General features: G+C 70.8%; 21 protein-coding genes and 1 pseudogene. 6 read left to right on the top strand and 16 right to left on the bottom strand.

What is annotated here, in order from left to right; genetic code table 11:
* Positions 1–297: 297 nt before the first annotated feature.
* Positions 298–659 (top strand): annotated as a pseudogene (locus AB0M82_RS07055) (right-handed parallel beta-helix repeat-containing protein); the annotation flags it as partial.
* Positions 660–832: 173 nt separating this feature from the next.
* Positions 833–1,456 (top strand): HAD-IA family hydrolase, encoded by a 624-nt coding sequence (locus AB0M82_RS07050; protein ID WP_364718368.1) that lies wholly within the window; start codon positions 833–835, stop codon positions 1,454–1,456.
* Between the two features lie 163 nt (positions 1,457–1,619).
* Here AB0M82_RS07050 and AB0M82_RS07045 read toward each other — a convergent pair whose 3' ends face one another.
* The 15 genes from AB0M82_RS07045 to ddaH form a co-directional block, all read right to left on the bottom strand.
* The gene (locus AB0M82_RS07045) at positions 1,620–2,234 is read right to left on the bottom strand and encodes a maleylpyruvate isomerase family mycothiol-dependent enzyme (protein WP_364718366.1); all 615 of its coding nucleotides are present in this window, start codon (positions 2,232–2,234) and stop codon (positions 1,620–1,622) included.
* Positions 2,235–2,298: 64 nt separating this feature from the next.
* Positions 2,299–2,946, bottom strand: coding sequence for a phosphatase PAP2 family protein (locus tag AB0M82_RS07040; protein WP_364718364.1), 648 nt, complete (start codon positions 2,944–2,946; stop codon positions 2,299–2,301).
* On the bottom strand, positions 2,943–4,118 hold the full coding sequence (locus AB0M82_RS07035; protein ID WP_364718363.1) for a glycosyltransferase: 1,176 nt from the start codon (positions 4,116–4,118) through the stop codon (positions 2,943–2,945). Before AB0M82_RS07035 ends, AB0M82_RS07040 begins: the two co-directional genes overlap by 4 nt.
* Positions 4,115–5,302, bottom strand: a complete 1,188-nt coding sequence (locus tag AB0M82_RS07030) for an O-antigen ligase domain-containing protein (RefSeq protein WP_364718521.1) — start codon at positions 5,300–5,302, stop codon at positions 4,115–4,117. The genes AB0M82_RS07035 and AB0M82_RS07030 overlap by 4 nt, the downstream gene beginning before the upstream one ends.
* 85 nt (positions 5,303–5,387) lie before the next feature.
* On the bottom strand, positions 5,388–6,911 hold the full coding sequence (locus AB0M82_RS07025; protein WP_364718362.1) for a right-handed parallel beta-helix repeat-containing protein: 1,524 nt from the start codon (positions 6,909–6,911) through the stop codon (positions 5,388–5,390).
* A 9-nt stretch (positions 6,912–6,920) separates the two neighbouring features.
* Positions 6,921–8,918 (bottom strand): alginate lyase family protein, encoded by a 1,998-nt coding sequence (locus AB0M82_RS07020; protein ID WP_364718360.1) that lies wholly within the window; start codon positions 8,916–8,918, stop codon positions 6,921–6,923.
* Positions 8,915–11,098, bottom strand: coding sequence for a bi-domain-containing oxidoreductase (locus AB0M82_RS07015; RefSeq protein ID WP_364718359.1), 2,184 nt, complete (start codon positions 11,096–11,098; stop codon positions 8,915–8,917). The genes AB0M82_RS07020 and AB0M82_RS07015 overlap by 4 nt, the downstream gene beginning before the upstream one ends.
* On the bottom strand, positions 11,095–13,005 hold the full coding sequence (gene asnB / locus AB0M82_RS07010) for an asparagine synthase (glutamine-hydrolyzing) (protein ID WP_364718357.1): 1,911 nt from the start codon (positions 13,003–13,005) through the stop codon (positions 11,095–11,097). Before asnB ends, AB0M82_RS07015 begins: the two co-directional genes overlap by 4 nt.
* 36 nt (positions 13,006–13,041) lie before the next feature.
* The gene (locus tag AB0M82_RS07005; RefSeq protein ID WP_364718355.1) at positions 13,042–14,817 is read right to left on the bottom strand and encodes a Wzz/FepE/Etk N-terminal domain-containing protein; all 1,776 of its coding nucleotides are present in this window, start codon (positions 14,815–14,817) and stop codon (positions 13,042–13,044) included.
* Positions 14,814–16,169: an exopolysaccharide biosynthesis protein gene (locus AB0M82_RS07000; RefSeq protein WP_364718354.1), complete on the bottom strand. Its 1,356-nt coding sequence runs from the start codon at positions 16,167–16,169 to the stop codon at positions 14,814–14,816. The genes AB0M82_RS07005 and AB0M82_RS07000 overlap by 4 nt, the downstream gene beginning before the upstream one ends.
* A 114-nt stretch (positions 16,170–16,283) precedes the next feature.
* On the bottom strand, positions 16,284–17,465 hold the full coding sequence (locus AB0M82_RS06995; protein ID WP_364718353.1) for a glycosyltransferase family 4 protein: 1,182 nt from the start codon (positions 17,463–17,465) through the stop codon (positions 16,284–16,286).
* Positions 17,455–18,771: a nucleotide sugar dehydrogenase gene (locus tag AB0M82_RS06990; protein WP_364718351.1), complete on the bottom strand. Its 1,317-nt coding sequence runs from the start codon at positions 18,769–18,771 to the stop codon at positions 17,455–17,457. Before AB0M82_RS06990 ends, AB0M82_RS06995 begins: the two co-directional genes overlap by 11 nt.
* Positions 18,772–18,991: 220 nt before the next feature.
* On the bottom strand, positions 18,992–19,687 hold the full coding sequence (locus tag AB0M82_RS06985; protein ID WP_364718349.1) for a glycoside hydrolase family 75 protein: 696 nt from the start codon (positions 19,685–19,687) through the stop codon (positions 18,992–18,994).
* Positions 19,688–19,821: 134 nt separating this feature from the next.
* Positions 19,822–20,463 (bottom strand): polysaccharide deacetylase family protein, encoded by a 642-nt coding sequence (locus tag AB0M82_RS06980; protein WP_364718519.1) that lies wholly within the window; start codon positions 20,461–20,463, stop codon positions 19,822–19,824.
* A 107-nt stretch (positions 20,464–20,570) separates the two neighbouring features.
* Positions 20,571–21,398, bottom strand: a complete 828-nt coding sequence (gene ddaH, locus AB0M82_RS06975; protein WP_364718347.1) for a dimethylargininase — start codon at positions 21,396–21,398, stop codon at positions 20,571–20,573.
* Positions 21,399–21,489: 91 nt separating this feature from the next.
* Here ddaH and AB0M82_RS06970 point away from each other — a divergent pair, with 91 nt between their 5' ends.
* Positions 21,490–21,936 (top strand): Lrp/AsnC family transcriptional regulator, encoded by a 447-nt coding sequence (locus AB0M82_RS06970; RefSeq protein ID WP_247015250.1) that lies wholly within the window; start codon positions 21,490–21,492, stop codon positions 21,934–21,936.
* Positions 21,937–22,062: 126 nt separating this feature from the next.
* Here the strand turns inward: AB0M82_RS06970 and AB0M82_RS06965 are convergent, their stop codons facing one another.
* A complete protein-coding gene (locus tag AB0M82_RS06965) occupies positions 22,063–22,452 on the bottom strand; it encodes a hypothetical protein (RefSeq protein ID WP_364718346.1) in 390 nt (129 codons plus the stop codon).
* 54 nt (positions 22,453–22,506) lie between these two features.
* On the opposite strand from AB0M82_RS06965, the gene AB0M82_RS06960 reads away from it, so the two are divergent.
* From AB0M82_RS06960 to AB0M82_RS06950, 3 genes are all read left to right on the top strand, one after another.
* Positions 22,507–23,271, top strand: coding sequence for an enoyl-CoA hydratase (locus tag AB0M82_RS06960; protein ID WP_364718344.1), 765 nt, complete (start codon positions 22,507–22,509; stop codon positions 23,269–23,271).
* Between the two features lie 250 nt (positions 23,272–23,521).
* A complete protein-coding gene (locus AB0M82_RS06955) occupies positions 23,522–25,453 on the top strand; it encodes a 2-oxoacid:acceptor oxidoreductase subunit alpha (RefSeq protein WP_364718342.1) in 1,932 nt (643 codons plus the stop codon).
* Positions 25,450–26,514, top strand: a complete 1,065-nt coding sequence (locus tag AB0M82_RS06950; RefSeq protein WP_364718341.1) for a 2-oxoacid:ferredoxin oxidoreductase subunit beta — start codon at positions 25,450–25,452, stop codon at positions 26,512–26,514. The genes AB0M82_RS06955 and AB0M82_RS06950 overlap by 4 nt, the downstream gene beginning before the upstream one ends.
* Positions 26,515–26,881: the final 367 nt, after the last annotated feature.

Below are 26,881 nucleotides of genomic sequence, written 5' to 3'. Positions count from 1 at the left end.
TACGCCGCCCGAACCATGCCTGGATCACTCTATGGTGACGGTACTCGACACCGCCAGGTGACGACTGGTGGTTGAAATCAGCCTAACGTGTTGACACGTGTGGTCGCGACGCTTGATTCCCTTTTTCGGCACAATGCTGCTGTCAGTCGTCACCGTGCCGGCCATCTGACCGGCGGAGGCCGCCGGAAGCGAAGTCCAGGTGGTTTGTGACCACCAGCCCACCGAGTACGAAACACCACCTTCGGGGCCGTCTCCGTCGACCCGGGCGTCGACGGAGACCTCTCGGCCAAGACGTCTTCGTGCGCGCCGGGCACGATCGAGAAGACCCCGGCGTACGACGACTGCCGTTGGAAGACCCAACGCGTGGAGATTCACGGGAACACCTTCCGGTTCGATCCCGGACGGGTGGCTGCACGAGCATGTGCGGGCGGATGGCGCTGCCGTCGAACTACGGGACCTTCCCGGATTGGTCGCCCTACAAGGGAACCGCGACCGAGGAGGCGATCACCTTCCGGCAGGGCAACCGGTGGCACGGCAACTCTTACACCGGGCCGTGGACCTTCGTCGTGCATGGCACCTCCAGGACGGTCGACGCCGCGGGCTGGCGGGCGGAGCCCTACTCGCAGGACGAGTGTTCTTCGTTCGACGGCGGGACCGCGGCTGCTGATCGGGAGCTTGCCGACGTGGTCCGACAGTTTTTGAATCGACGCGCGTCGTCGGCCGAGTTTTCCTTGCTGCCAAAGGTAAAAGTCGCGAACGGAGAATTCCGGACAGCGGCAGGTCACCCGATTCAGCGATGGCGTTCGCACGCGTGTTCGGTACCGTCGGAGACATGGCCCAGCCGATCACCACCCCCGCAGCCCCCCACCGCGACGCGATCGACGTCGTGGTGTTCGACGCGATGGGGGTCCTCTACTCGTGCGCCGACGATGTCGCCGGCCTGCTCGTGCCTTACCTCCGCAGCCACGGCTGCGTGCTGGACCACCCCGAAATCGCCCAGCTGTACCGGGAATGCAGCCTCGGCAAGATGTCCTCCGCGGACTTCTGGGCGATCGCCGGCGCTTCCGGCGCGTCGGACGAGGAGTACTGCCGGAACCACCGGCCGACCGAAGGCGTGGTCGCCCTGCTCGCCGAACTCGACGCCACCGGGGTCCGGCTCGCCTGCCTGAGCAACGACGTCAGCGAGTGGGCCAAGCTCCTGCGTGAGCGGTTCGGGCTCGGCGAATACCTCACCGACTGGTTCATCAGCGGGGACATCGGGGTGCGCAAGCCCGATCCCGAGGCGTTCGCCGTCCTGTGCCGGCGGCTCGACGTGGTGCCCGACCGGATCCTGCTCATCGACGACCGGGAAGAAAACGTCGTCGCGGCGCGCCGCGCGGGTTGGCAGGCGTTGCGGTTCGGCTCAGCTCGCCTGGCCACCATGGAACTTCTCCGCAAGGAGCTGAGACCGTGGTGAGACGCGACCGGGCGAAGTTGTCCATAGTGGACCGTCTGCGGGCCGCGGCTCAGCAGGTCTCACCGAGCAACACGGTGGTGCAGGAGATCACGCGGGGGCCGAGGGTGCTCCGCGGGCAATCGGCCCGCCGAGCCGGTGCCCATGAACGCCTCGAAGTGGTGCTTCAGCTTGCGGTGAAGCGCGCACTCGGCTCGCCCCGCAGCCGGCCGGCGGGCAGCCGCCGGTTGCCGAGAACCAGCAGCAGGTCCTGGGCCGCCCCGGTGAGCGGCGTGCCGGTGCCGTACGACCAGTCGAGGTCGTCGGCGCGCAAGGCGACGCCGGTCAGATCCGCGCCGAAGTACTTCACCTGCTTCGGCTTCAGCGCGGTGAGAATCACCGCCAGGCGGTCCAAGGGCACGCGGCGGTCCAGCTTCAGGGCGGTGGTGATGTCCAGGCCGTGGATCACGTCGTGGCTCAGGGCACCCTCCGGGCCACCGCCCGGCGGCCGCCACGGGTGGTCCGCGTTGTCGCGCAGCGAGGCGACCAGCTCCTCATGCGAAAGTCCGGCCGCGTCGCGGCGGGCCAAGCGGTCGGCCATGGAGTTGAAGCGGCCACCGGACTTCAGCAGTTCGCGCACGAACCGGCCGGCCGAGAGCCGGAAGGGCATGGTCATGTGGGCGACCACCTCGGGCACACGCCAGCCCGCGCACAGCGTCGGCGTCGCCCAGGCCGACGGTGACAGCCCGTCGAGCAGCGTGGCCAGCTCACGGCGTTCCGCGGCGATCAGGTCCTGGATCATCGAGGTCTCCTTCGCGAGTGGGTCACCCCACCGACGAACGACCCCCGCCCGGACCGACACCCCGTCAAAGACGATCGGCGACGCGATCCAGCAGTCCCCCCGTCGCCGGGACCGCGGCCAGCGCGGCGCAGAACCCGCCCACGGCGTCCGTCGGGTAGTGCGCTCCCAGTGCCACCTCGGCCCAGCCCATCGCGGTGCCGGCGACCAGGGCCAGCCCCAGCGCGAGCGGCACCGCCGCCGTGCGGCCGAGCGCCAGCCGGTCGGCCAGCAGGATGGCGATGACCAGCGCGAGCGCCGTCGCCAGCGCGGTGTGACCGCTCGGGTAGGACAGGAACTGGCCGTGGATGGTGCGCCCGGCGATCGGCTTCACCACGGTGGTCACCGCCACCGTGGCCACGACGCCGAGCACGGTGAGCGCGGCCGTCCGGATACGGCGGGCCAGCGAACAGACCACCGCGATCAGTGCGACCAGGATCGCCGACCCCACCGGTTCGCCGCCGAAGTCGACGACCAGGGCGACGTACCGCCACGGCGGCTCGACGCCGTCGATCGACGGCAGGAGCGCCGCGTCGATCCCGGTGAGCCCGGAGTCGTGGAAGTGCAGGATGCCGAGGGCCACGAGCACCGCCACCGCCAGCGCGCCCGTCATCGCCAGCGGGGCACGCAGCACGGCCGGCAGGGCCGGGGGTGCCGTCCGGACGAGTTCCCTCACCCGTGTGCCTCGATCGCCGCCTCGTACCCGGTGACCAGCCGGTCCAGCCCGACCGCGGGGGTGAAGTCCTTCTCGTACCGGACGCGGGCCGCGTCGCCCATCTCGCGGTTGCGGTCACCGGCCACCGCGCGGAGCCGGTCCGCGAGCGAGGCCGCGTCGTTCGGCTGGTGCAGGAGACCGGTGACGCCGTCGTCGACGAGCTCGGGGAACGCGCCGTGCGCCGCCGCGACCGTCGGCACGCCGGCGGCCATCGCTTCGACGACGACCAGGCCGAAGGCCTCCAGCCACGTCGAGGGCGCGACCACCGCGACCGCGTCGGCGGTCAGCGCGCGACACTCCGCCTTGTTCCGCAGGCCGACGTACGAGACGTCGGGGCGGCCGGCCGCCCAGGTCGCGACCTCCTCCTGCATCGGGCCGGTGCCCGCGATGACCAGCGGAATCCCCAGGGCGCCGCCGAGGCGGTCCCAGGCCCGCATCAGCAGGCCGACCCCCTTCTCCTCGGTGATCCGGCCCAGGAACAGGAGGTGCGCCCCGTCGCCGGTGCGGCGGACGCCGGGGTCGGTGACGAAGTTGTGCTTCACCGCCATCCGCTCGCCGGGCATCCCGGCCGACACCAGGAGGTCACGTTGGGCCGCCGAAATGCAGAAGAACCGCGAAACGCCCGTCCACCACCGGCGCCGGTTCGCGATCATGCTCGCCGCCATCGGGACCGTGGCCGCACTCGAACCGCGGTAGCAGCCGTGCTTCACCGCGGGCAGTGGCGAGCCGCCGACGCACTCGGTGCAGATGCGGCCGTCGCGGTGGAGAGTGCCCGGTGGGCAGACCATCGTGTAGTTGTGCAGCGTCGCGACCGCGGGCACTCCCGCGTCCGCGCACGCGGCGACCACGGACGGCGACAGCAGCGGGAATGTGTTGTGGATGTGCACGACGTCCGGGCGTGAGGCGCGCAGCCGGGCGGCGAGCTCCTTCCGCACCGCCGGGTTCCACGGCACCATCAGCGGCACCGCGGCCTTGCGGGGTAGCGACATCGAGGCGATGTCGTCGCTGCGGCGTTCGAACAACGACACCTGGTGCCCGCCCTCGGCGAGCAGCGTCACCTCGGCGTCGACGACGTTGTTCTCCCCGCTCGGCTGCTCGGACCGGTACCGGTTGTGCACCACGAGAACCTTCACGCGCCCGCACCTTCCACGCCTGCCCCCTTCGCCGGGATGAATGCTTGTTCGTCGGACTGTGGCACCCCGCGGACCAGCAGTGACGCGGCCACCGCCAGGTGCAGCAGGTACGGCGACGCGTCGCCGAGGCCCGCTTCGGTGTAGGAGGCCGAAACGCAGTAAGTGATCAGGAAGATCGCGCACGCGCGAGCCAGTGACGGCGGCCGCAGCACGGCCACCACGATCAAGGTGAGGAGGAATCCGGCCACCAGCGCGATCCCGACGAACCCCTGCTCGTGGTAGACCGCGAGCCAGCTGTTGTCGATCGGGAGGCCGTCGTAGGACTTGTCCGTCAGCCCGACCCCGAAGATGTACTCCGACGTCGTCCGCGGGGCCTCCAGCAGCGCGTCCCACACCTTCGCCCGGCCGGTGAGGCTGGAGAAGTTGTCCGCACTCTGCCCACGGAGGAACCACGCCTGCAGCAGACCCGCGAGCGCGACGCCGGCGAACCCGCCGACGCCGACCGTCCATGCGAACACCTTCCGCGCGCGGGCGCTGGTGAGCACCATCGACAGGAAGGCCACCGCGAGCCCGGCGACGAGGCCGAGCGTCGCCGTGCGGGTGTGCGTGAGCATCAGCAGCCCCACCACCGGCACCACGATGAGCACCGCGCTGCGCCACGTCGTGCGGCGCCCGAACCAGAGGAGGAGCGTGAGCCCGGCGATGACCGCCGCGTACTGGCCGATCTGCGGCGGGGTGAGCGGCCAGAGCACGCCGGTGAGCCGGCCGCCGTAGATGTACGGCATCGCGTTGCCGGGGGAGATCACCAGGCCGATCGCCACCGACGCGAGCACGACCGTGTAAGTGCGGATGTGGTAGCGGACGAAGCTGAACCCGCCGTCCCACCAGCGGGTGAGCAGCCAGAACGTGGAGAGGAAGACCGTGAGCCGGAAGCACCGGAACAACGCGCCGGCTCCCTCCTGCAGGTCGGCGCTGGCGAGAATGCTCGACACCAGCAGCAACGTCAGCAGCAGCAGGTACGCGCTCGACCGGATGCGTAGGTGCTTGTTCAGCACCAGCGCGATCACGAAGGCCGTCATCAGCGCGCCCATCGTGACCAGCTGGGTGACCGACCGCGGCATCGGGATGACCGTCTTCGCGCCGGTCGAGCCGAGCGTGTTGAGGATCAACAGCGCCCACGCCAAGCCCGCCCATTTCGGCGTGGCCGACACGGGTTCGGCCGTGGCGGGGCCGCGGAAACCCGCCGCCGTCCCGGGGCGCGCCGTCATGTCAGCCCCCGACCTGTGCGGCGTAGGTGCTTCCGGTGTCCTGCGAGTACGGCGAGCCTTTCCACTCGCCGATCTCGAGGACGCGGTCGGCCGCGTAGACGACGAAGGTCCACGGTCCGGCATAGCTGTTGTCGTGCCAGTGGTTGTCCTGCTGGAACGTGATCGCCTTCTGGACCACTTCGCCCTTGTACGGCGACCAATCCGGGTAGGTCCCGAAGTTCGACAGCAGGCCCATGCGGCCGCACGAGGCCTGGCAGCCGACCACGGCCGGGTCGAGGATGAACTTGTTGTCGTGGATGGTGACGTGCTGCGTCTTCCAGCGGCAATCGGTCAGCAGCGGTGCGGTCGAGATAGCCGGCGCCGCACACTGCTTCACCTCCGGCACCAGCGGAGTGCATTCGCCGGAGGACGTGTTGGCCAGGCTGTTGCAGTACCGGTCGGCGTTCTCCCACAACGTGATGCCGGACCAGTTGTTCTCCAGGTAGTTGCGCGAGATCTCGAGCTTCGCGGTGCGCGCCTTGATCCGTGGCTCGCCGCCGGACTCGGAGACGTAGATCGCCGAAGTCGGGAAATTGTCTCTCCGGTCAGCGTACTTGCGGCCGTCGACCCAGTTGTTCTTGCGGATCGTGTTGTCTCGGATGACGGCGTTGTAGCTGATCTCGTAAATCAGTGCGGCGCTGTCGTTGTTCTCGATGAGGTTGCCCTCGATGAGGAAGTCGTTGTTGTTCGTGTCGGCCCACAAACCGGTGCCGCGATTGTCATGCACCCAGTTGCCCCGCACGTCGGCGCCGTTCACGGCCCAGAACTTGATTCCGCCGCTACAGCCGCAGCCGTCGATCTTCGCTTCCCAGTCGCCGGTGTTGTTGCCGGCGATCTCGTTGCCCTCGACGACCAGTGCGGTGATGGGCGTGCCGCCGGAGTAGGCGTTGATCCCGTATTGGCCGTTGCGGCGCAGGCAGTTGCCGCGCACTTGCTGGCGCGCGCCCGCCATCAGCCCCGCGCCGTCGTTGTCCTGGATCGTCGAGTGCTCGATCACCCAGCCGTCGCCGGAGTCGTGGTTGACGACGCCTTCGTCGTGGGGCGCGACGAATCCCTGCACGGTCAGGTAGGAGAGCTTGACGTTCACGGCGTGGCCGGTGAACGCGTACTGGTTGACCTTCCGGCCGTCGACGACCGCGCCCGGCGCTCCGATGTAGACGTCACCGTCCTGGGGCGACACCTGGTCGTACCTGTCGTCGCCGAGGATGTGTTTGCCCGGCTTGAGCCAGAACGTCGTGCCCGGTCCGGCCGCGCGCGCCTTCGCAGCGAGGTCGCCGGGCACGGCTGGGTCGACGACGACCGCGCCCGCCGGCGCGGTCGCCGGGCCGGCCGGCTCCTTGTCGCACACCGCCGCCACCGATCCGCTGGGCGCCGAGGTCGCTTCGGCCGGGCCTGCGGCCTCGGGGCTGCCCGAGCACGCCGCGACCATGAGCAGGACGCCGAGCAGTGGGGCTGCGTGGCCGAGTCGGAAGCGGCGGGCTGTCACGGGCGGTTCCTAACTGAAGCGGAGCAGGGTGGTGAGGCGTCCGGCGGTTCCGGAGCCGACGAGCGTGGTCGAAGGTTCCTTGCGGCCGAAGCCGCCGGAGTACCAGCCGAGAGGCGGGTCGATCTCACCCTGGTGAGCCGCCCAAGACAACTCGGGCGGCAGTTCCAGCACGGCGGTGCGCACCGCTCCCCCGGCGAGAGAGCCGGCCAAGTGGCCGGCGAGGGGATCGGACGCGCCGTGGGTCGGCGAACCGGCCCCGCCCTCCCAGCGGAGCCGGGCGATGTTCCCGTCGAGCGTGGCGGTGACGGCGGGGCCCAGGTGGAACGCCAGGCGCGCCGCCTGACCGGGGTCGCCGAGCACCTCGTCGACGATCTTCAGCACGTCGCCGTCGAGCTCCACCGTGCGGCGGTGCACCGACGGCGCGTAGCCGTCGTGGGCCGCCGACCAGCGGGACGGGCCGTCGTCCGGGGTGTGGACGCCGAGCACCTTCGTCACCGCGTGCCGGGTCCACAGGAACGGCCCGCCGGACACCGACTGGTCCTGGCCGCTCAGTTCCAGGGTGTTGTGGCCGAGCGTCGACCGGAAGTACGACCGCCACCGCGGCTCGCCGTGGTAGCAGAAGGTGCCGGGGTCGGCGAGGACGTCGACGCCGTCGTGGCGGACCTCGACCGACAGCGCGTCCGCGTGGGCGTGGGCGGCGATCGACAGGAAGCCGTGCGGACCGCCGTCGCAGCGGGCCCACACCCGGCCCGACCGCAGGATCGTCATCCCGGCGTCCCGCAGGTGCGCGGGACGGCGGCCGGGACGAACGCCGGAAGCACGCGGAGTCCGGGCCGCCAAGGAGGCCAGCAGCGGCGTGCGGACGTCGTCGCCGGGGACCGCCGGCCACCAGTCCAGGCGGCCGAAGAGCACCTCGCCGGTGGCGAGGAGCGACGCCCAGCGGTCGGTCTCGGAACCGTCGACGATCAGGCCGAAGCCGTCGTCGGCGTCGCCCTGGCGGGGCGGCCGGAGCCGGTTGTCCACAATGGACGCCAACGCGTCGGTCATCCGGAGCAGGACGTCCCAGGTGGTGGCCGGCACCGGCGTGCCCGCCGCGTCGGCCTCGACCGCCGCGGCCAGGCCGAGTTCCAGCACCAGGCCGTGGTACTCGGACGCCAGTTCGGCGTTCAACCCCGAGTCGAAGGTGTTGCGGGCGAGCTGGACGTCCAGGGAGCGAATCGCCTCGCCCCGCCAGCGCGCCGATTCCGGGAACCAGCCGAACGCGCACGCCGCGGCGAGCAACCCGGCGTCCTCGGCGATCACGTGGTTGTTCGCCGACGAGCCGTGGCTCCGCAGCGTCGCGAGCCAGTTCTGGTGGTGCCACAGCTGAAGCTGGAACTCCGGGTTGTCCTCGAACAACGCCGGCGCGCCGGCCCAGCCGTCGAGCAGGCGGCGGGTCCAGACCCACGACAGCAGCCGGATCCCCAGCTCGATGCCGCTCACCCAGTGCGGCCCGCGCAACGGCGGGTTCGCCGCCCACCACGACCGCAGGTGGGCGGCCACCCGCTCCGCGTACGCCGAAGAACCGGTCAGGGCGTACGCCGCGGCCAGCACGGTGAGGTGCTGGTGGCGCGACGGCTCCCAGATCTGCTTGATGTCGCCGACCGCGTCCTCCGACCGGTACGGCACGTCGAAGGCGTAGACGTCCGAAGGTGCGCGGCGCCCGGTCTTCGGGTCCACGAACCAGTCCGGGTCCACCAGGTCCGACCGGACGACGCCGAAGTACTCGGCGCGGCCGGCCATCAGCTCGTCGGCGGTGGCCAGCAGCCGCTTGACCGCCTCCCCGGACACCTTGCCCAGCACGCCGTCGGGCAGCGGGGCCGTGAACCGCGGGTGCGACGGCCAGTCGGGCGGCGACGGCAGCGCGGACCGCCACTGCCGCTGGACGACGGCGTGCCGGGCGCGGCCGACGACCTCCGCCGGCCCCATCCGGGACAGCCGGCGCAGGTACCAGCCGGGACCCATCATGCCGGGGCACCCGCCTTCCGCGGCAGCTCGAGCCGGACCGGCGCCACGTTCGCGACGCTGGTCTGGGCGGCGAGCGTGGCCAACGTCGTCGCGGCCAGCGAAGCCAGCGAGATCGGCATCGGCCCCCCGGTGCGGACGGCTTCGAGGAACGCGCCGACCTCGGCCGCCTGGCCCTTGTCGCGGCCCTTCGGGATCCGCGAGCTGGCCCACTTCTTGCGCGAGTACACCGACGCGCGGACGAAGTCGTCGAACTTGAGCACCTTGCCGTCGGCGACGACGTCCAGGGTCTCCTTCGGGAAACCGGAGGAGCCGCTCTCGGCGTAGGTGATGACCGCCGTCGAGCCGTCCGGGTAGCCGAGGGTGACCTGCAGGTCCGTGCCGCCGGTGGCGTACACCGAGACCGGGTCGGCGTCGAGCAGCCAGCTCACGGTGTCGATGAAGTGCCCGCCCTCGCCGACGAAGCGGGAGCCTTCGCTGTCGGTCTGGTTGTACCAGCTGCCGTGGTCGAGGCGGCCGGCGTTGACGAGGTACCGGACCGTCGCCGGGCCGACGCGCGGGCCGAACTGGCCGCGGGCCTCGTGCAGCAGCGGCGCGAAGCGGCGGTTGAACCCGACCTGGAGGCGGTCGTTGCCGGACTCCTCGACGGCGTCGAGCACCTTCTGGAGCTCGTCCGGGGACAGCGCCAGCGGCTTCTCGACGAACACCGCCTTGCCTGCCAGCAGCGCGCGGCGGGTCAGCTCGGCGTGCGAGCTGTGCCGCGTCACGACGAAGACGGCGTCGATCGAGTCGTCGCCGAGGACGTCGTCGATGTCAGTCGACGCCGAAGCGAAGCCGAACTTGCGCCGCGCGTTGGCGCCGGACAGCGCCGACGTCGTCGCGACGTGCTTCAGCTGGACGTCGGCGCGCTCGACGAGGTGGGGCAGCAGCATCGACGACGCGTAGTTGCCCGCGCCGATGAAGCCCAGGCGCACCTGCTGCCCGGCCGGGAGCGGTGTCGCCTTGTGCTCGACCAGCCCGACCCGGGCGGACGCCACGACCGGCTCGGTCCTGGCCACCGCCTCCGGGTAGCGGAACAGCACCGCGACGGCCTTCAGCTCGCCGTCATTCAAGGATTTGTACGTCGAAACGGCGTCCGAGAAGTCCGAGACGTGGGTGATCAGCGGCTCGACGTCGAGGCGGTCCCGCGCGATCAGGTCGAGGACGCACTCGAGGTTCCGGCGCTCGGTCCAGCGGACCTGGCCGATGGGGTAGTCGCGGCCTTCCAGCTCGTACGACGGGTCGTAGCGGCCCGGGCCGTACGAGCGGGAGAACCGGACGTCCAGTTCCTTCTCGTAGTAGGCGTTCCACGGCAGGTCGAGCTTGCACTTGCCGATGTCGATCACGCGGCCGCGGTCGCGGGACAGCTTCGCGGCCAGCTCGACCGGGTCGTTGGTGTTGCCGCCGGCGGCGAGGTACGTCTGGTCGACGCCGGCGCCGTGCGTCAGCTCGGCGACCGCGGTGTCGACGACGCCGGACGCCGGGTGGCTGCAGGTCAGCGCGCCGAGGCTCTCGGCGAGCTTGCAGCGCTCCGGGTCGGGGTCGACGCCGACGACGCGCACGCCGGACGACGTCAGCAGCTGCACGACGAGCTGGCCGATCAGGCCGAGCCCGATGACCAGCGCGACGTCGCCGATCTGGGGCTCACCGCGGCGGACGCCCTGCATGGCGATCGAGCCGACGGTGCCGAACGCCGCGTGTCGCGGGTCGACGCCGGCGGGCACGCGCGAGTAGAGGTTCTTCGGCACCCAGTTCAGCTCGGAGTGCAGGGCGTGCTCGTTGCCCGCGCAGGCCACGAGGTCGCCGACCGCGACGTCGGTGGTGCCGTCGCCGACCTGCTCGACGATGCCGCACAACGAGTAGCCGAGCGGGGTGTAGGAGTCCAGTTTGGACGTCACCTTGCGGTAGGTCGCGGTGAGCCCGTTGGTGGCGACGCTCTGCATCACCTTCGCCACCTGGTCCGGCCTCGCCTTGGCCTTGCCCACCAGTGACAGGCTGGCCTCGGACACCTTCATCATCTCGGTGCCGGTGGAGATCAGCGAGTACACCGTGCGAACGAGCACGCCGCCCGGCTTGCACGCCGGCTCCGGCACCTCGAGCAGCGCCAGTTCACCGCTCTTGTAGTTCTGGACTACCTGCTTCACTTCGCTCCCGCTCCAGACATCGCGTTCCGGTACCAATACTCAAGAGTCAAGACGTGCCAGAGGTGCTTGCTGCGGTCTTCCTGACCGGCGGCGTCTTCGGCGACCATGCGCTGCAACGCTTCGCGCTGAAGGAACCCGGATTCGACGAGCACGCCTTCGTTGACGACTTCCCGCACCAACGGCGCGAGGTCGCGGCTCATCCACGCTCGCAGCGGCGCGCTAAACAGGCCCTTGGGCCGGTGCACGATCTCGGCGGGCAGGATGTTCAGCGCGGCGTTCTTCAGCGCCACCTTCCCGGCGCGGCCGACGATCTTCTTGTTCCCGGCGATCTTGAACGCCGCGCGGACGACCTCGACGTCGACGAACGGCGTGCGCACCTCGGTCGACGCGGCCATGGTCGAGCGGTCGGTGTACGCCAGGTTCAGCCCGGGCAGGAACATCCGCGAATCGGCCAGGCACATGCGGTTGACGAAGTCGTCGAGGGCCTGGTCGTGGTAGGTGTCCGCGTGTTCGGCGAGGACGTCGTCGACCGCGGGCGCGAGGTCGGGGTTCACCAGCGCGAGCAGCTCGGCCCGGTCGTACATCGTGTAGCTGCGCCGGAACGCCGTCTCCTCGGGCAGGCCCGCGAAGGACAGGAACCGCTTGGCGAACCGCACGGACCGGTAGCCGCGCTTGGCCGACGCCACCGGGAGTCTGTCCACAAGGGACTCGACGGGACGGCGGACCGCGCCGGGGACCTTGTGGTACCGCAGCGCGATCAGGTTCGCGAGGTGCTTGCGGTAGCCGGCGAACAGCTCGTCGGCGCCCATCCCGGACAGCATCACCTTGACGCCGGCGTCGCGCGCGGCCGAGCAGATCAGGAACGAGTTGATCGCCGCCGGGTCGCCGATCGGCTCGTCGAGGTGGTAGGTCATCTTCGGCAGCAGGTCGAGCACCTGCGGCGCGATCTCGATCTCGTGCAGGTCGACGCCGAACTTCTCCGCCACGATCCGGGCGTACTTGAGGTCGTCCGGCATCGCCTCGAACTTGGCGTCCTCGGGGCGGAAGCCGATGGTGTACGCGGAGATCCCGGGCTGCGACCGCGCGGCCAGCGCCGTCAGGTAGCTGGAGTCCAGCCCGCCCGAGAGGAACGTCGCCACCGGGACGTCCGAGAGCAGGTGCTTGGCCGTCGACTCAGCGATCACCTCGTGCAGGTCGACCTCGCCGTCGAACGCCGCGCCTTCTTCGGCGACCTCCCGCAGCGACCAGAACCGGCCGCGGTCGACCTGCCCGTCCGGGCGGCACCGCAGCCACGTGCCCGGCTGCAGCTTCTCCGCGCCCTGGTAGGCGCACCGGCTGTCCGGCACCCAGTAGTAGAGCAGCGACGCGACCAGCGCGGCGTTGTCGACCTGCAGCGACCCGCCGAGCTCACCGGCGATGGCCTTCAGTTCCGAGGCGAACACGACACCGCCGGCGCGCCGCACGAAGAACAGCGGCTTGATGCCCAGCTGGTCGCGGACCAGGAACAGCTCGCCGGTGCCCTCCTCGAACAGCGCGAAGGCGAACATCCCGCGCAGCTTGGGCAGGCAGTCCGTGCCCCAGCGCCGCCACGCCTGCAGCAGCACCTCGGTGTCGGACGTGCCGCGGAAGCGCACCCCGGCCGCCTGGAGCTCGGCCCGCAGCTCCGGCGCGTTGTACAGCTCGCCGTTGTAGCTCAGCGCGAGGCCGTCGAGCACCATGGGCTGGGCGCCGGTCTCGGACAGGTCGATGATCGAAAGCCGCCGGTGGCCGAGGTGGACGTCGCCGGCGCCGGCGCGGTGCTCGTAGCGGCCGGAGCCGTCCGGCCCGCGGTGGGCCAGCGTCTTGGTCAGCCGGTCGGTGAGCGGCCCGCCGTCCGGCCAGAGATAGGTGCCTGCGATGCCGCACATCTCGAGTGAGTTCCCTTCGGTTGCGGCGCGCGGTGGTCAGGAGACCTCCGCGCTCTTTTCGGGCTCGAGCTCGGCGCTCAGTTCGCCTTTGTGCATGGGCTCGCCGTGGTCGCGCTTGAACGGTGTCGGCCGCTTCGGCGACTTGACCGGGGCGAACTTCTTCGTCGGCGCGTTCAGGTGGTCCGGGACGCTCACGGCGCCGGGTTCCGGGAACTGCTGCGGCAGCCTGGACGGCACCGGCCGGGCGAAAGCCGGCGGAACCGGGGTGAACCAGCGCGCCGGGGGCTCGGCGACGGCGACGCGCTCGGCGACGCGGGCGACCAGCTCGTCGATCCGGTCCTCCGGCACGACGGGCGCGACCTGGACGGACTGGACGGCGGGCGTCTGCCCGGCACGGCCGCGCAACGCGGTGTGCAGGCCGTCCCACAGCGTGCCGTCGGACTTGTCGCGCGGGTCCGGGTCGACCAGCACCACGCCGATGATGGGGATCCGCTGGTCGGCGAGCTGCCGCGCGACGGTGTGCAGCCACAGCGTGTTCGCGTGCCCGGCCTTGACGACCAGCACGGTCTCCGCGCCGAGGTACTCCAGGTCGGTCCACGCCGTGCCCGGGGCGACCGTGCCGACGCCGATCCGGCGCTCGTCCGGCCCGGCGGCCGGACTGGCGGCGAAGAGCACGGCGATGTCGCCGCCGATCTTCCCCGCCAGCTTGCGGACGTCCTGGCCGGGCAGGTCGTCGACGACGCTCGTCCGGCCGTCCGCGGCCAGTTCCCCGGCGATGTCGAGGGCCAGCGCGGCGGCGACCTTCGGCGCGCCGAGCTCCAGCAGCGACACCGCCGGCCCGTCCTTCTTGATCGCGCGGACCAGTGTCGTGGCCACGCGCTTGCGTTCGGTGACGGCGCGGGAGCGCCGCCACAGCCGGGCCGGGCCCCGGCGCTTCGACGGCAGCTGGGCGAGCACCGACGCGCCGAGATGCGCGGCGATCTCACGGCGCAGCACCGGCCGGTCGCGGGTCACCGCGCCGACGGCGGCGAACGCGAGCCCGAGGGCCAGGCCGAGCGCGAACCCGATGCCGGCGTTGGTCGCGGTGGTCTTGAGGAACGCCTTCGGCAGCGCGCGAGGCGCGTCGACGATCTGGGTGCCCGCGGCCACCTGCGGGCTGCCGACGCCGGCCTGCTGGGCCCGGGCGTCGAAGTCGGAGATCTGCGACGCGAGCGCGGCCCGGCGGCCGTAGAGGCCTTCGAGAGTGCTGGCGTTCGCGTTGCGGCCCTTGTCGGTCTCCCCGGTGATCTGCTGGTCGACCTTGGCCAGCTCGTCCTGGGCGTTCTTGCGCTGGTCGAGGATGGCCTTGGACTGCGCGGTCGCCGCGGCCTGGCTGCGCTGCACGTGGTCGGCGATGAACGTGTCGGCCAGCGCCTGCGCCTGCGCCACCGCCTCTTCGTTGCTCTTGGCCTTCACGGTGATCTGCATGACGTTGTTCGTCAGGCCCAGGCCCGCGTAGTTCTTCATGAACTCTTCGGGCGCTTGGGTGCTGTTGAGCTTCTTCAGCGCGCCTTCGGCGATCTGGGTCGTCGACAGCACGGCGACGTCGGTGCGCATCAGCGTGCCGCTGTCGGTCGGCGAGTCGTCCTGGTGGACGACGATCACCTTGGTGACCGCGGTCGGCGGGGCCGGGAGCACGGTCCCCACCGCCGCCCCGGCGATCAGCCCGAGCAGCGCGGTGGCCAGCCAGAAGCGCTTCCGGCGGCGGATCGCGACGAACAGGCGTTGCAGGTCGAGGAGCGGAGCCGCCTGGTTTTCCGATGGTGTCGTCACGCCGAACCTGCCAGGGCTTTCTCGGGGGCTTGCGCCGCGGGTTCGGCGCCCGGCTCCGCCGGCCGGACGGGCTGGGTGAGGACCGCGCCGAGGATCTCCTGGCCCGCGTCGGCGCAGGCCTCGGCGAGCCGGACGAGCTCCCACGCGGTGCGGGTGCCCGAGCTGAGCACCACCAGGACCCCCGAGTCGGGGCCGGCGTCCGGCACCGTCGGCCGCTGGGCCGAGAATTCGACGACGCGCAGAGGCACGGACATCCGGCCGGCCAGCGCGGCGAGCTGTGCGGCGGCCAGCCGACCGGTCTCGTCGTCGTCGGCCACCAGCATCAGGACGTCGGCGGGGCCGGTGGCCAGCCGGGTCAGCACCCGGCGGTAGCGGATGCCGCGGTTGACCTCGTCGGCCGAGGTCGCGACCGGTGGCAGCACCCACGGCCGGTCACCGCCGAGCAGCCGCCGGAGCTTGCCGATGAAGCCGGTCGCCGGGAGGCGGTCGCCCTGCGGGGTCGTGACGTCGACGCCCGCGAGGATCGGCGACCCGAGCGCGGACGCGATCTGCGACTCGGCCCGCAGCCGCCGGTCGGCGCGGGCCGCGAACAGGTGGCCGAAGACGCCGATGAGGAAGAAGAGCGCCGCGCCACCCGCGACGAGCTGCGTCAACGTCGGGGCGGCCGGCCCGGTCGGGCGCTCGGCGCTGCCCAGCACGACGGTGTTGCCGACACCGGTCGCGAGGTCGGCCTCGTTCAGGTCGTTGATGGCCTGTTGCAGCGACGTCCGCAGCCCTTCGAGCTGGGTGCGGACCTGGACGCTCTCCACGGTGAGGTCCCCGCCGACGGTCTTGGCGAGGTCGCTGATCTTCTGCGTGGTGACCTGCACCTGCTGGCGCAGCGTCTCGCGCTGCTCCTGGGCCAGCTGCACCGAGGCGTCCGCGGAGTTGCTCGCCAGCTGCCCGGAGAACTTGACGTACTGCTGCGCGACCTGGTCGGCGAGCTGCTGGGCGTGCTCGGCGGTGTCGGCCGACACGGTGATCGTCACGACATTGCCGTTCGCCACGGACGCCGTGACATCGTTCAGCAGGTCGGCGCCGGACGGGCGCCACGGCAGCACGGCGGCGGCGCGGTCGAGGACGACCGAGCTGGTCGCGACCTCGGTCTGGGTGAGCAGCTCGTCCGCCTGACGCGGGCCCTGGAGCAGCACGTTCGAGGTCGTCTGGTAGCCGGGCGAGAGCAGCACCGACGCGGCGGCGCCGGCTGCCGCGCCCAGGACGGTGAGGGCGGCCAGCAGCCGCCATCGTCGTCGTAGAACCTGCCCGGTCATGGCCAGGCGCACCGTGTCGTCAGTCAACGGCGGAATCTCCATTCCTGAGTCGGGTACGCCGAACGGCCTCAGTGGCTCGGCCGGTTACCCCAACCGTCGTCGGACCGGGAGCATTGGTTACACATCCGGTGAGTTCTTAACCGAACGGGGATCAGATCAGGAGCCGAGTGCGTGCTCGTACGCGGCGAGGAGCGCCTTCGCCGAGTTCTCCCAGGACAGCGGGCCCGCGACCCGGGCCTGGCCGAGCTTGCCCATCCGGACCCGCTCCTCGGGGTCGTCGAGCAGCCGGGAGACCAGCGCCGCGAACTCCGTCTCGTCGTTCGCCGGGGCGTAGACCGCCGCGTCACCGGCGGACACCCGCGCCTCCCGCAGCTCGAACGAGACGATCGGCTTGCTCATCGCCATGTATTCCATGACCTTGTTCATCGTGGAGACGTCGTTGAGCGGGTTCAGCGGGTCCGGCGACAGGCAGACGTCGGCGGTGGACAGGTAGCGGACGAGGTCCTCGTCGGAGATCCGGCCGGTGAACTCGACCTGGTTGGCCAGCCCGAGCTTCGCCGAGAGCGCCACCATGTCGTCGAAGGCGTCGCCGGAACCGACGAAGACCGCGTGCCAGTCGGTGCGGCCGACGTCGTCACGCAGCTTCGCGAGGGCGCGCAGGGCGTAGTCGACGCCGTCCTGCGGGCCCATCACGCCGAGGTAGGCGAGCAGGTGCGGCTTGCCCTTCTTCAGCTCGGGCTCGGCGGGCACCTCGTGGAACCGCTCGACGACCGGGGCGCTGCGCACCACGAAGACGTCCTCGGGCCGCTTGCCGCCGCGGATCCGGGCGACCTGCTTGTAGCTCTCGTTCGTCGAGATGACGACGTCGGCGGCGCGGTAGGTGGCGCGTTCGAGCGCGCAGACCCCGCGGTAGAGGAGATCTTGCCCGCGGTCGAACCGCGACAGGTAGAGCTCGGGGCAGAGGTCGTGCTGGTCGAAGACGAACTTGGCGCCCTGCCGCTTCAGCACCTTCGCGACCAGGTACAGCAGGTCCGGCGGGTTGCAGGCGTGCACGACGTCGACCGGCCCGACCTTCCGCGCCAGCCGCAGCGTGTGCCACAGGGCGCTGCCGTACTCCTGCAGGTAGCCGGCGGGGCCGCCGGTCGCCGCCTTCAGGGGGTACCGGTGGATGTGGACGCCGTCGATGACGGTTTCCGCCTCGGTGTCGCGCTTCGTGCCCTGCGGGCAGATCACATGGACTTCCCACCCGGCGTCGCGCAGGGTCGTGGACTCCTGCCAGACCCGCCGGTCGAAGGGGACGGAGAGGTTTTCGACGAGGATGAGCGCTTTACCAGGCAAGGCCGGCGTACCCCTCTTCAAGGCGACGCTCGGCGGCGTCGGGCAGGCGGACGAGGTCGACGATCGCCCGGTCGCCGCCGTGCGGCAGCGCTGCCAGGACGTCCGGGTCCTTGGTGCCGACGAGCAGGACGTCGGCGTGGTCCATGACTTCTTCGACGGACCCGGCGAGCAGCTGGCCGAGGTGCGGCAGGCGCCCCTCGATGTACTCGCGGTTGGCGCCCATCAGCCGCGAGAGGCTGACGTTCGCGTCGTAGATCTTCAGGTCGTAGCCCTTGCCGAGCAGCTTCTCGGCCAGCTCGACCAGCGGGGACTCGCGCAGGTCGTCGGTGCCCGGCTTGAACGACAGCCCGAACAGCCCGACCTTGCGCTTGCCGGTGCGCGCGACCAGGTCGAACGCCCGCTGCAGGTGGTCGTCGTTGGACGGGAGCACGTGCGACAGGATCGGCACGCTGACGTCGGCGCGGTGCGCGGCGTAGACCAGCCCGCGCAGGTCCTTCGGCAGGCACGAGCCGCCGAACGCGAACCCGGGCTTGAGGTAGGCGGGGCTGATGTTGAGCTTGGTGTCGGCGAGGAAGACGTCGATCACCTGGTGGGAGTCGAGGCCGAGCGCGCGGCAGATCGAGCCGAGCTCGTTGGCGAAGCCGATCTTCAGGCCGTGGAACGCGTTGTCGGCGTACTTCGTCATTTCCGCGACCGGGATCGGCACGCGGAAGACCGGGCCGGGGAGGCCCTCGTAGAGCGCCGCGACGGCGTCGCCGCTGACGGTGTCGATCTCCCCGATCACCGTCTTCGGCGGGTCGAAGAAGTCGCGGACGCTGGTGCCTTCGCGCAGGAACTCGGGGTTCACCGCGACGCCGAAATCGACACCGGCCGTGCGGCCCGACGCCTTTTCCAGGATCGGGACCAGCAGGTCGAGGCAGGTGCCGGGCAGCATCGTGCTGCGGAACACGATCGTGTGACGCTCGCTCTTGTTCGCGATCGCCTCGCCGATCTCCTCGGCCACCCGCTCCAGGTAGACGGTGGAGAGGCTGCCGTTCGGCGCCGACGGCGTGCCGACGCAGACCAGCGAAATCTCGCTGTCGGCGACGGCTTCCGCGACGTCGGTCGTGGCTCTCAGCGCTCCGCTCGCCACGACTTCGGCGGTCAGCTCGCCGATCCGCTCCTCGACCACCGGGGCCTTGCCCTGGGCGATGAGGTCGATCTTGACCGGGTTGACGTCCACGCCGACCACCCGGTGTCCCTGCCCTGCCAGGCACGCGGCGGAAACACAACCGACGTAACCAAGCCCGAAGACACTGATCTTCACGCCAAACCTCCGCTTTTCCGCATGACCCATCCCTTGGTCGGCGGGCACCCCTGGATCGTTACCGCTGGCACGGCGAACGGGGGAATGCGTGAGGCAGCTGTGAGGAGTACCGATTTCCGGTGAGAATTGCGTCTCGATCCGGCTTCACATCGCGGACTTCCGGTGAGCGGGCCACGCGCTCTCGGCGCATCCGGTCACCGCTCACCCGGAAGGTTCCGCGTCAGTTGTTGTTCACGAACGTAGTGGCGAGGCTTTGCCCCTTGCTCACGGCGTTGCCGTGGTTCTCGATCGGCGAGACCGTCGAGTTCTTGAAGCAGATGTACGTCACCCCGGAGTCGGTGCCGCCGTTGGACGGGTCGGGGTTGATGCCGAGGTCCTTCGCCGCCGCGTAGGAGGCTTCCCCGATGATCTGGGACGGCCCGGTGTCGCCGATGACCGCGTACTCGACCTTGCCGTTGTAGATCACCGCGCAGGAGCCGCCGCCCTTGAGGCCGGAGGACGAGTACTTCCAGATGCCGCTGGAGCTCGGCACGACGACGTAGGGCAGCTTGGCGGCGTTGAGCGGCTTGCCGTCGGACTGGTGGAACGCCGTGTCGTCCTGGTAGCAGCAGTCGGTGTTCTCGTTGCACTGCGAGCTGCGCTGGCCGTCGCAGTCGATGTCCATGTCGGCTTTCCAGAACACCGCGCCGTTGGCGTCGCAGACGGCGACCGTTCTGCCGGAGACGTCTTCGTCGGTCTTGTACTTGCCGTTGGAGATCTGCTGGCAGCTGGTGGTCTTCGCCAGCAGCTGCGCCGCGGTCGGGGCGGCTGCGACGGTGGCCGGCGCGGCAGCCGGGGCCGGTGACGCCGACGCGAGAGCCGACGGCAGCACGGCCGCGGTCAACGCCAGTGTCGCGAGCAGGATCAGTTTCCGCATTCCTGGTGCTCCCTTTAGTTAGGAAACTTTCCTTACGGCGGCGAGCACCCAGGATGCACCCGGGCCGGACCGGGTTCAAGAGCCGCCGGTCGGGGAATTTCCCATCATCCGGGCGGAATTGACGAAAAGGCTGCTCAACGGTCGCCGCGGCGGAACAACCGGCTCGCCCAGCGTCCCGCTCGGCGGTACACCCCCGGCGACGCCGTGAGCACGCCGTCGAGCCACTTCTCGTCGACGTCGTGCCGGAGCTCGGTGCGCGCCTGCAGCCAGCCGTCCCGACGGGCCTCGCCGCCGTCGCTCGTGTAGACGCGGGTGGCGCCGGCCTGCCGCAGCCGCGCGAGCACGCGCCCGTCGTAGGCGCCGAACGGCAGCGAGTACCGCCGCACCGGCCGGCCGCACAGGTCGCCGAGCAGCTTCGGCGCTTCGGCCAGCTCCCGGCGGGCGTGGCGGTCGTCGAGCCGCCGCCAGTCGCGCGGCTCCCAGCCGTGCGAGCCGACCTCCATCCCGGCGCGCACGAGCTCGCGCAGGCCGTCGCGATCGAGGTAGCCGCGCTGCCCGAGGCGGCCGGCCAGCGGGAAGAACTCCGCCGACAGCCCACGGTCGACCAGCCGCGGCAGGGCGACCTCGACGTCGGACTCGTTGCCGTCGTCGAAGGTGAGCTTGACGTCTTCCCGCTCGCCGGCGACATCGAGCACGCGCTCGAACTGCTCGACAGTCAGCCAGCGCTCGTCCTCGCCGGGGTCGAGCTGGCGCGCCGGCCGGCCGATCCCGTGCATGGCGAGGATCACCGTCACCGCTCCCACCGCCCGTCACCCCCCGTAGCCGACATGCTACTTCGATTAATCGCCGCGGCAAACGGGTGAGTTACAGGTTTTGCCGAGAATCAGCCTTTCCGGATTTCCAGCGTGCAGCACTTCGGGCCGCCGCCGGCTTTCCGCAGCTCGGAGACGTCGACGTAGACCGGCTCGTACCCCCGTGCCGCGAGAAGTTCACCCAACCGGGTGGCCTCGACGGGCAGGACTACGTTGCGGCCGTCGGACACCCCGTTCAGGCCGAAGCACTCGGCGTCGGCCGCGGTGGCGAGGACGGCGTCCGGGAACAGCCGTTCCAGCACGCGGCGCGAGCCCGCCGAGAACGCCTCCGGGTAGTAGACGATCTGCGCCCGCGTCGTGTCGGTCGCCTCGGCGAGCACGAACAACGCCGTGTCGAGGTGGTAGTAGCGCGGGTCGACCAGGTGCAGCGAGACGACCGGGACGCCGAGGACCTCCTGCGCCTCGGCGTGCGCGGCCGGGTCGGTGCGGAAGCCGGTGCCGGCCAGCAGCACGGCGCCGGTCCAGGCGAAGTCGCCCTCGGCCTCGTTGACCTTCTCCGGCATGGTGATGTCGCGGTAGCCGTGCTCGACGAACCAGCGGCGGAAGTGCTCGGCTTCGGCGGCGCGCTGCGGGGCGCGGAACCGCGAGCCGAGCACGCGGCCGTCGACGACGGTGCCGGAGTTGGCGGCGAAGACCATGTCGGGCAGGCCGGGCTGGGGGTCGATCTCCTCGACGGTGTGGCCGAGGCGGCGGTAGGTGTCACGCAGCTCGGTCCACTGCGCCACGGCGACATCGGCGCTGACCGGCTGGGCCGGGTCCATCCAGGGGTTGATCACGTAGTCCACCGCGAAGAAGCGCGGCGGGCACATCAGGTATCGGCGAGTGGTCGGTACGCGCATCGGTGATGATCCCTGCATGATTGCAGGGTAAGGGGCACCTAATCTGCAATCAATCGCTGTTCGCTGCGCGTATCTGTGCTAAACGTTGCGTGTGAATACCATCGACCAGCGAATCGTTTCGTGTCTTGTGGCGAACGCGCGCTCCAGCTACGCGGAGATCGGCAAGGTCGTCGGCCTGTCGGCCCCGGCGGTGAAGCGGCGGGTCGACCGGCTCCTCGAAACAGGCATCCTCCGCGGCTTCACGGCGGTGGTCGACCCGGAGGCGCTGGGCTGGGGCACGGAGGCGTTCGTCGAGGTCACGTGCCAGGGCAACATCACCCCGGCCCGGATCCGGGCGCGGCTGGAACCACTGCCGGAGGTGGTGGCGGCGTACACGGTCTCGGGGGCGGCGGACGCGATCGTCCACCTGCGCGCCGCGGACATCCACCACCTGGAGACGGCGCTGGAGCGGCTCCGCGGGCTGGAGATCGTGGACCGCACGGTGTCGACGGTGGTCCTCTCCCGGCTGCTCGAACGCCCGCCGACGCCGGAGGCGTGAGCGGACGGGCGGGCCACCGGCCCCCGTCTTCCAGCGTATCGGGAGGGACCGACAGTTTCGCGATCTTCGCCGGTCCGCCGCGCACGCGACGGCACGCCGTCGGCGACGCGGGCCTCACCCGGACGCTCAGCCGCCGAGGGCGCGCAGCACCGCGGGCGCCTCGTCCGGGTGCAGCCGCAGCTCGGTCCGGCCGCCGGCCGCGTGGAAGGTCACCGACTGCCGGTCGACCGCCTGCATCGTCAGCTCGCCCGGCTCGAACGCCGCGGGCTCCCGGCCGGGGGCGAGCCAGCGCACGGGGCCGTCGCCGACGGCCAGCCGTCCACGCCGTTCCCGGCCGCCGGTCAGCTCCTCGTCCCGCAGCACGCACGGGAACTCCACCCGCTCACCGCCGGCCAGGGCCGCCTGACGCCCCTTGCGCCGCCGTCCGCCGAACAGCTCGACGACGTCGACCGCCGACAGCAGGTGGCCGGCCAGCACGATGAAACCCCTAATCGCCACTCCGACGAGTTCCCCCATGACTCCATTAATACCGGTCGCCCGGTCCGGCGGCACCGTGCCACCCTTAGCCGCATGACCGACAGCATCGTCAGCGAACACGCGGACGGGGTCGCCCTTCTCACCGTCGACGCGCCCGGCAGCCGCAACGCGCTCACGCTCGAGCTCTCCGCTCAGCTCGCGGCCGCCGTCGAGGCGGCGGAACGGGACGAGTCCGTGCACGCTGTCGTGGTCACCGGCACCCCACCGGCGTTCTGCGCCGGCGCCGACCTGTCCGCGCTGGGCGAGGCCGACGAAAGCGGGCTGCGCGCCATCTACGAAGGCTTCCTCGCCGTGGCCCGGTGCGGGCTGCCCACGATCGCGGCCGTCGGCGGCGCGGCCGTCGGTGCCGGGCTGAACCTCGCCCTCGCCGCCGACGTCCGGCTCGCCGGGCCGCGCGCGAAGTTCGTCGCGCGCTTCCTCGAGCTCGGGCTGCACCCGGGCGGCGGGATGACGTGGATGACGCAGCGGCTGGCCGGGCCGCAGCAGGCCGCCGCGATGACGTTGTTCGGGCAACCCCTGGACGCCGAGGCCGCGGTGCGCGCCGGGCTGGCGCTGCGCGTGGTCGACGGCGGGCACGACGAACTGGTGGCCGCGGCCCGGGAGCTGGCGGCGTCCGCGGTCGCCGCGCCGCGCGAGGTGCTGCTCGCCACCAAGCGCAGCCTCCGGACCACCGCGGCACTGGCCGCGCACGCCGACGCCGTCGACGTGGAGATCGAACCGCAACTGAAGTCGCTGACCTCGCCGGCGTTCGCCGAACGGCTCGCCGCGATGCGCGACCGGATCCGTTCTCAGCCATGACTCGAGCCGACGGAGCTACCGTCCGGAGACACGTGTCACAGTACGCCGCGATGGTTGCCCATTACCATCGGTTACAGGTAATGGGCGGATCAGCGGAGAGAGCACCGAAGAGGTCGCCCAACAGTCGGGACACCACCAACATCAGTATTGAGGGCGAGCTAACCTCGGGAGTGGACCTGGTGAGCGAAGCCTATGGCACCGGGCGGGCGACCGCAGGCCGCGAACGTCGGAGAGAGGGAATCCCTGCCCCATGAGCACGAGTGCGAACGGCAACGGCAACGGCACTGGTCACGGCGCGCTCGCCGCGACCCGGCCGACCGAGGTCAGCAAGCTGGACCGGGTGGTCATCCGGTTCGCGGGCGACTCGGGTGACGGCATGCAGCTGACCGGCGACCGGTTCACGTCCGAAGCCGCCGCCTTCGGCAACGACCTGTCGACGATGCCGAACTTCCCCGCCGAAATCCGCGCACCACAGGGCACGATCCCCGGCGTCTCCTCGTTCCAGGTGCACTTCGCCGACTACGACATCCTCACCCCCGGCGACCGGCCGGACGTCCTCGTGGCGATGAACCCCGCCGCGCTCAAGGCGAACCTCGCCGACGTCCCGCACGGCGGGACGATCATCCTCAACACCGACGACTTCATCAAGCGCAACCTGGTCAAGGTCGGCTACGCGACCGACCCGCTGGAGGACGACTCACTCGAGGCGTACCAGGTGCACCGGGTCGCGATGTCGACGCTGACCCAGGGCGCGCTCGCCGACACCGGCCTCGGCAAGAAGGACGCCGAGCGCTGCAAGAACATGTTCGCGCTCGGCCTGCTGTCGTGGATGTACCACCGGCCCACCGAGGGCACCGAGCGGTTCCTGCGCGAGAAGTTCGCGAAGAAGCCGGACATCGCCGAAGCGAACATCCTGGCCTTCCGGGCGGGCTGGAACTACGGCGAGACCACCGAGTCGTTCGCGACGACGTTCGAGGTCGCCCCGGCGAAGCTGGCGCAGGGCACCTACCGGCAGATCACCGGCAACACCGCGCTCGCCTACGGCATCGTGGCCGCCGGCCAGCAGTCCGGGCTGCAGATCCTGCTCGGCACGTACCCGATCACCCCGGCGTCGGACATCCTCCACGAGCTGTCCAAGCACAAGAACTTCGGCATCATCACCTTCCAGGCCGAAGACGAGATCGCCGGCATCGGCGCCGCGCTCGGCGCGTCCTACGGCGGCGCGCTCGGCGTCACCTCGACGTCCGGGCCCGGTGTCGCGCTGAAGTCCGAGACCATCGGCCTCGGCGTGATGATGGAACTGCCGCTGGTCGTCATCGACGTCCAGCGCGGTGGCCCGTCGACCGGCCTGCCGACCAAGACCGAGCAGGCCGACCTGCTGCAGGCGATGTTCGGCCGCAACGGCGAGTCCCCCGTCCCGATCGTCGCGCCGCTGTCCCCCGCGGACTGCTTCGACACGGCCATCGAGGCGACCCGGATCGCGCTCAAGTACCGCACCCCGGTGCTGCTGCTCTCGGACGGCGCGATCGCGAACGGTTCCGAGCCGTGGCTGATCCCCGACGTCGGGTCGCTGCCCGACCTGCGCGTCGAGTTCGCGACCGAACCCAACTCGGACAACGGCTCCGGCGAATTCTGGCCCTACGTCCGCGACCCAGAGACCCTCGCCCGCGCGTGGGCGATCCCGGGCACGCCCGGCCTGCAGCACCGCATCGGCGGGCTGGAGAAGGCCGACCGGACCGGGCACATCTCCTACGACCCGGACAACCACGACAAGATGGTCCGGCTGCGGCAGGCCAAGATCGACGGCATCGACGTCCCCGACCTCGTCGTCGACGACCCGAGCGGCGGCAAAGCCCGCGTGCTCGCGCTCGGCTGGGGTTCGTCGTTCGGCCCGATCGGCGCGGCCTGCCGGCGCGTGCGCAAGCTCGGCATGCCGATCGCGCAGGCGCACCTGCGGCACCTCAACCCGCTGCCGGCCAACCTCGGCGACATCCTGCGCAGCTACGACAAGGTCGTGGTGCCCGAGATGAACCTGGGCCAGCTTTCCCTGCTGCTGCGCGCGAAATACCTGGTGGACGTCCACTCGCACACCAAGGTCGCGGGGATGGCGTTCAAGGCCGAAGAGCTGCAGAACCTGTTCTCGGAGATCATCACCGGCATTACGACGGAGGCGGCGAAATGACCGCAATCGACCTGGGGATTCCCACCCTCGGCGGCCTGGACCTTGTGCCCACCACCGACGAGCCGCAGAAGGCCAAGGACTACAAGTCGGACCAGGAGGTCCGCTGGTGTCCCGGCTGTGGCGACTACGTCGTGCTCAACGCGGTCCAGTCCTTCTTGCCGACGCTCGGCCTCAAGCGCGAGAACATCGTCTTCGTCTCGGGCATCGGCTGCTCGTCGCGGTTCCCGTACTACCTCGACACCTACGGCATGCACTCGATCCACGGCCGCGCGCCGTCGATCGCGACCGGGCTGGCGACCACCCGGCCGGACCTGTCGGTGTGGGTCGTCACCGGTGACGGCGACGCGCTGTCCATCGGCGGCAACCACCTGATCCACGCGCTGCGGCGCAACGTGAACATCAAGATCCTGCTGTTCAACAACCGGGTCTACGGGCTGACCAAGGGCCAGTACTCTCCGACGTCCGGGCCGGGCATGATCACCAAGTCGTCGCCGATGGGTTCGGTGGACACGCCGTTCAACCCGCTGTCGCTGGCGATCGGCGCGGAGGCGTCGTTCGTGGGCCGGGCCATGGACTCCGACCGCAAGGGCCTCACCGAGGTCCTGCAGGCCGCGGCGCAGCACCGCGGGTCGGCGCTGGTGGAGATCTACCAGAACTGCCCGATCTTCAACGATGGCGCGTTCGACGTCCTCAAGGACGCCGACGAGGCCGCCGCCCGGCTGATCCCGCTCCGCGCCGGCGAGCCGATCCGCTTCGGCCCGAACCAGGAGTTCGGCGTCAAGCGCGGCGACTGGGGCGGCTTGGACGTCGCCAAGGTCGCGGACATCGGCGAGGACAACGTCGTGGTGCACAACCCGTCGATCGCCGACACGTCGTACGCGTTCGCGCTGTCCCGGCTCGGCGACCAGAACCTGAACCACGTCCCGACGGGCATCCTCCGCCAGGTCGAGCGTCCGACGTACGACGACGGCGCGCGCGCCCAGGTCGAGCAGGCCCGCGAAGCCCGCACCCCCGACCTGCAGGGCCTCCTGCGCGGCAAGGACACCTGGACGGTCGCGTAACCAGACTCCTCTGAAGGCCGTGTCGCGCGTCGCAGGTTGTTTGACGTTCGGGCCGAGCGCCCCAATGTGGCGTTCGGTGCGTCCAACGCACCCAACGCCACATTGGGGCGCAACCCCGGGCCCCTGTCAACGAACCTCGGACGCGCGACACTAGCTGCTCTGATGGCGGCCTTCAGCGCATTGAGGGTTGCTTCACTTGGGACCCATGACCACGGACGGAGCGCCGTGGGGCGGCCTCACCGAACTGGCCCCGGACGACGACCGCGCCGCAATAGCTGCCCTACGCACCCGGTGTCCGATGTGGACACCGCGGCCGCGAAGGCGGTGGTGGTCACCGACCCCGGCGGCGCCGCACTGGTCCTGTTCC

The organism is Amycolatopsis sp. NPDC051128 (assembly GCF_040682715.1).
GTDB lineage: Bacteria > Actinomycetota > Actinomycetes > Mycobacteriales > Pseudonocardiaceae > Amycolatopsis.
The sequence above is the reverse complement of the archived record's forward strand: the minus strand, read 5'-3'. Positions and strand labels throughout refer to the sequence as shown.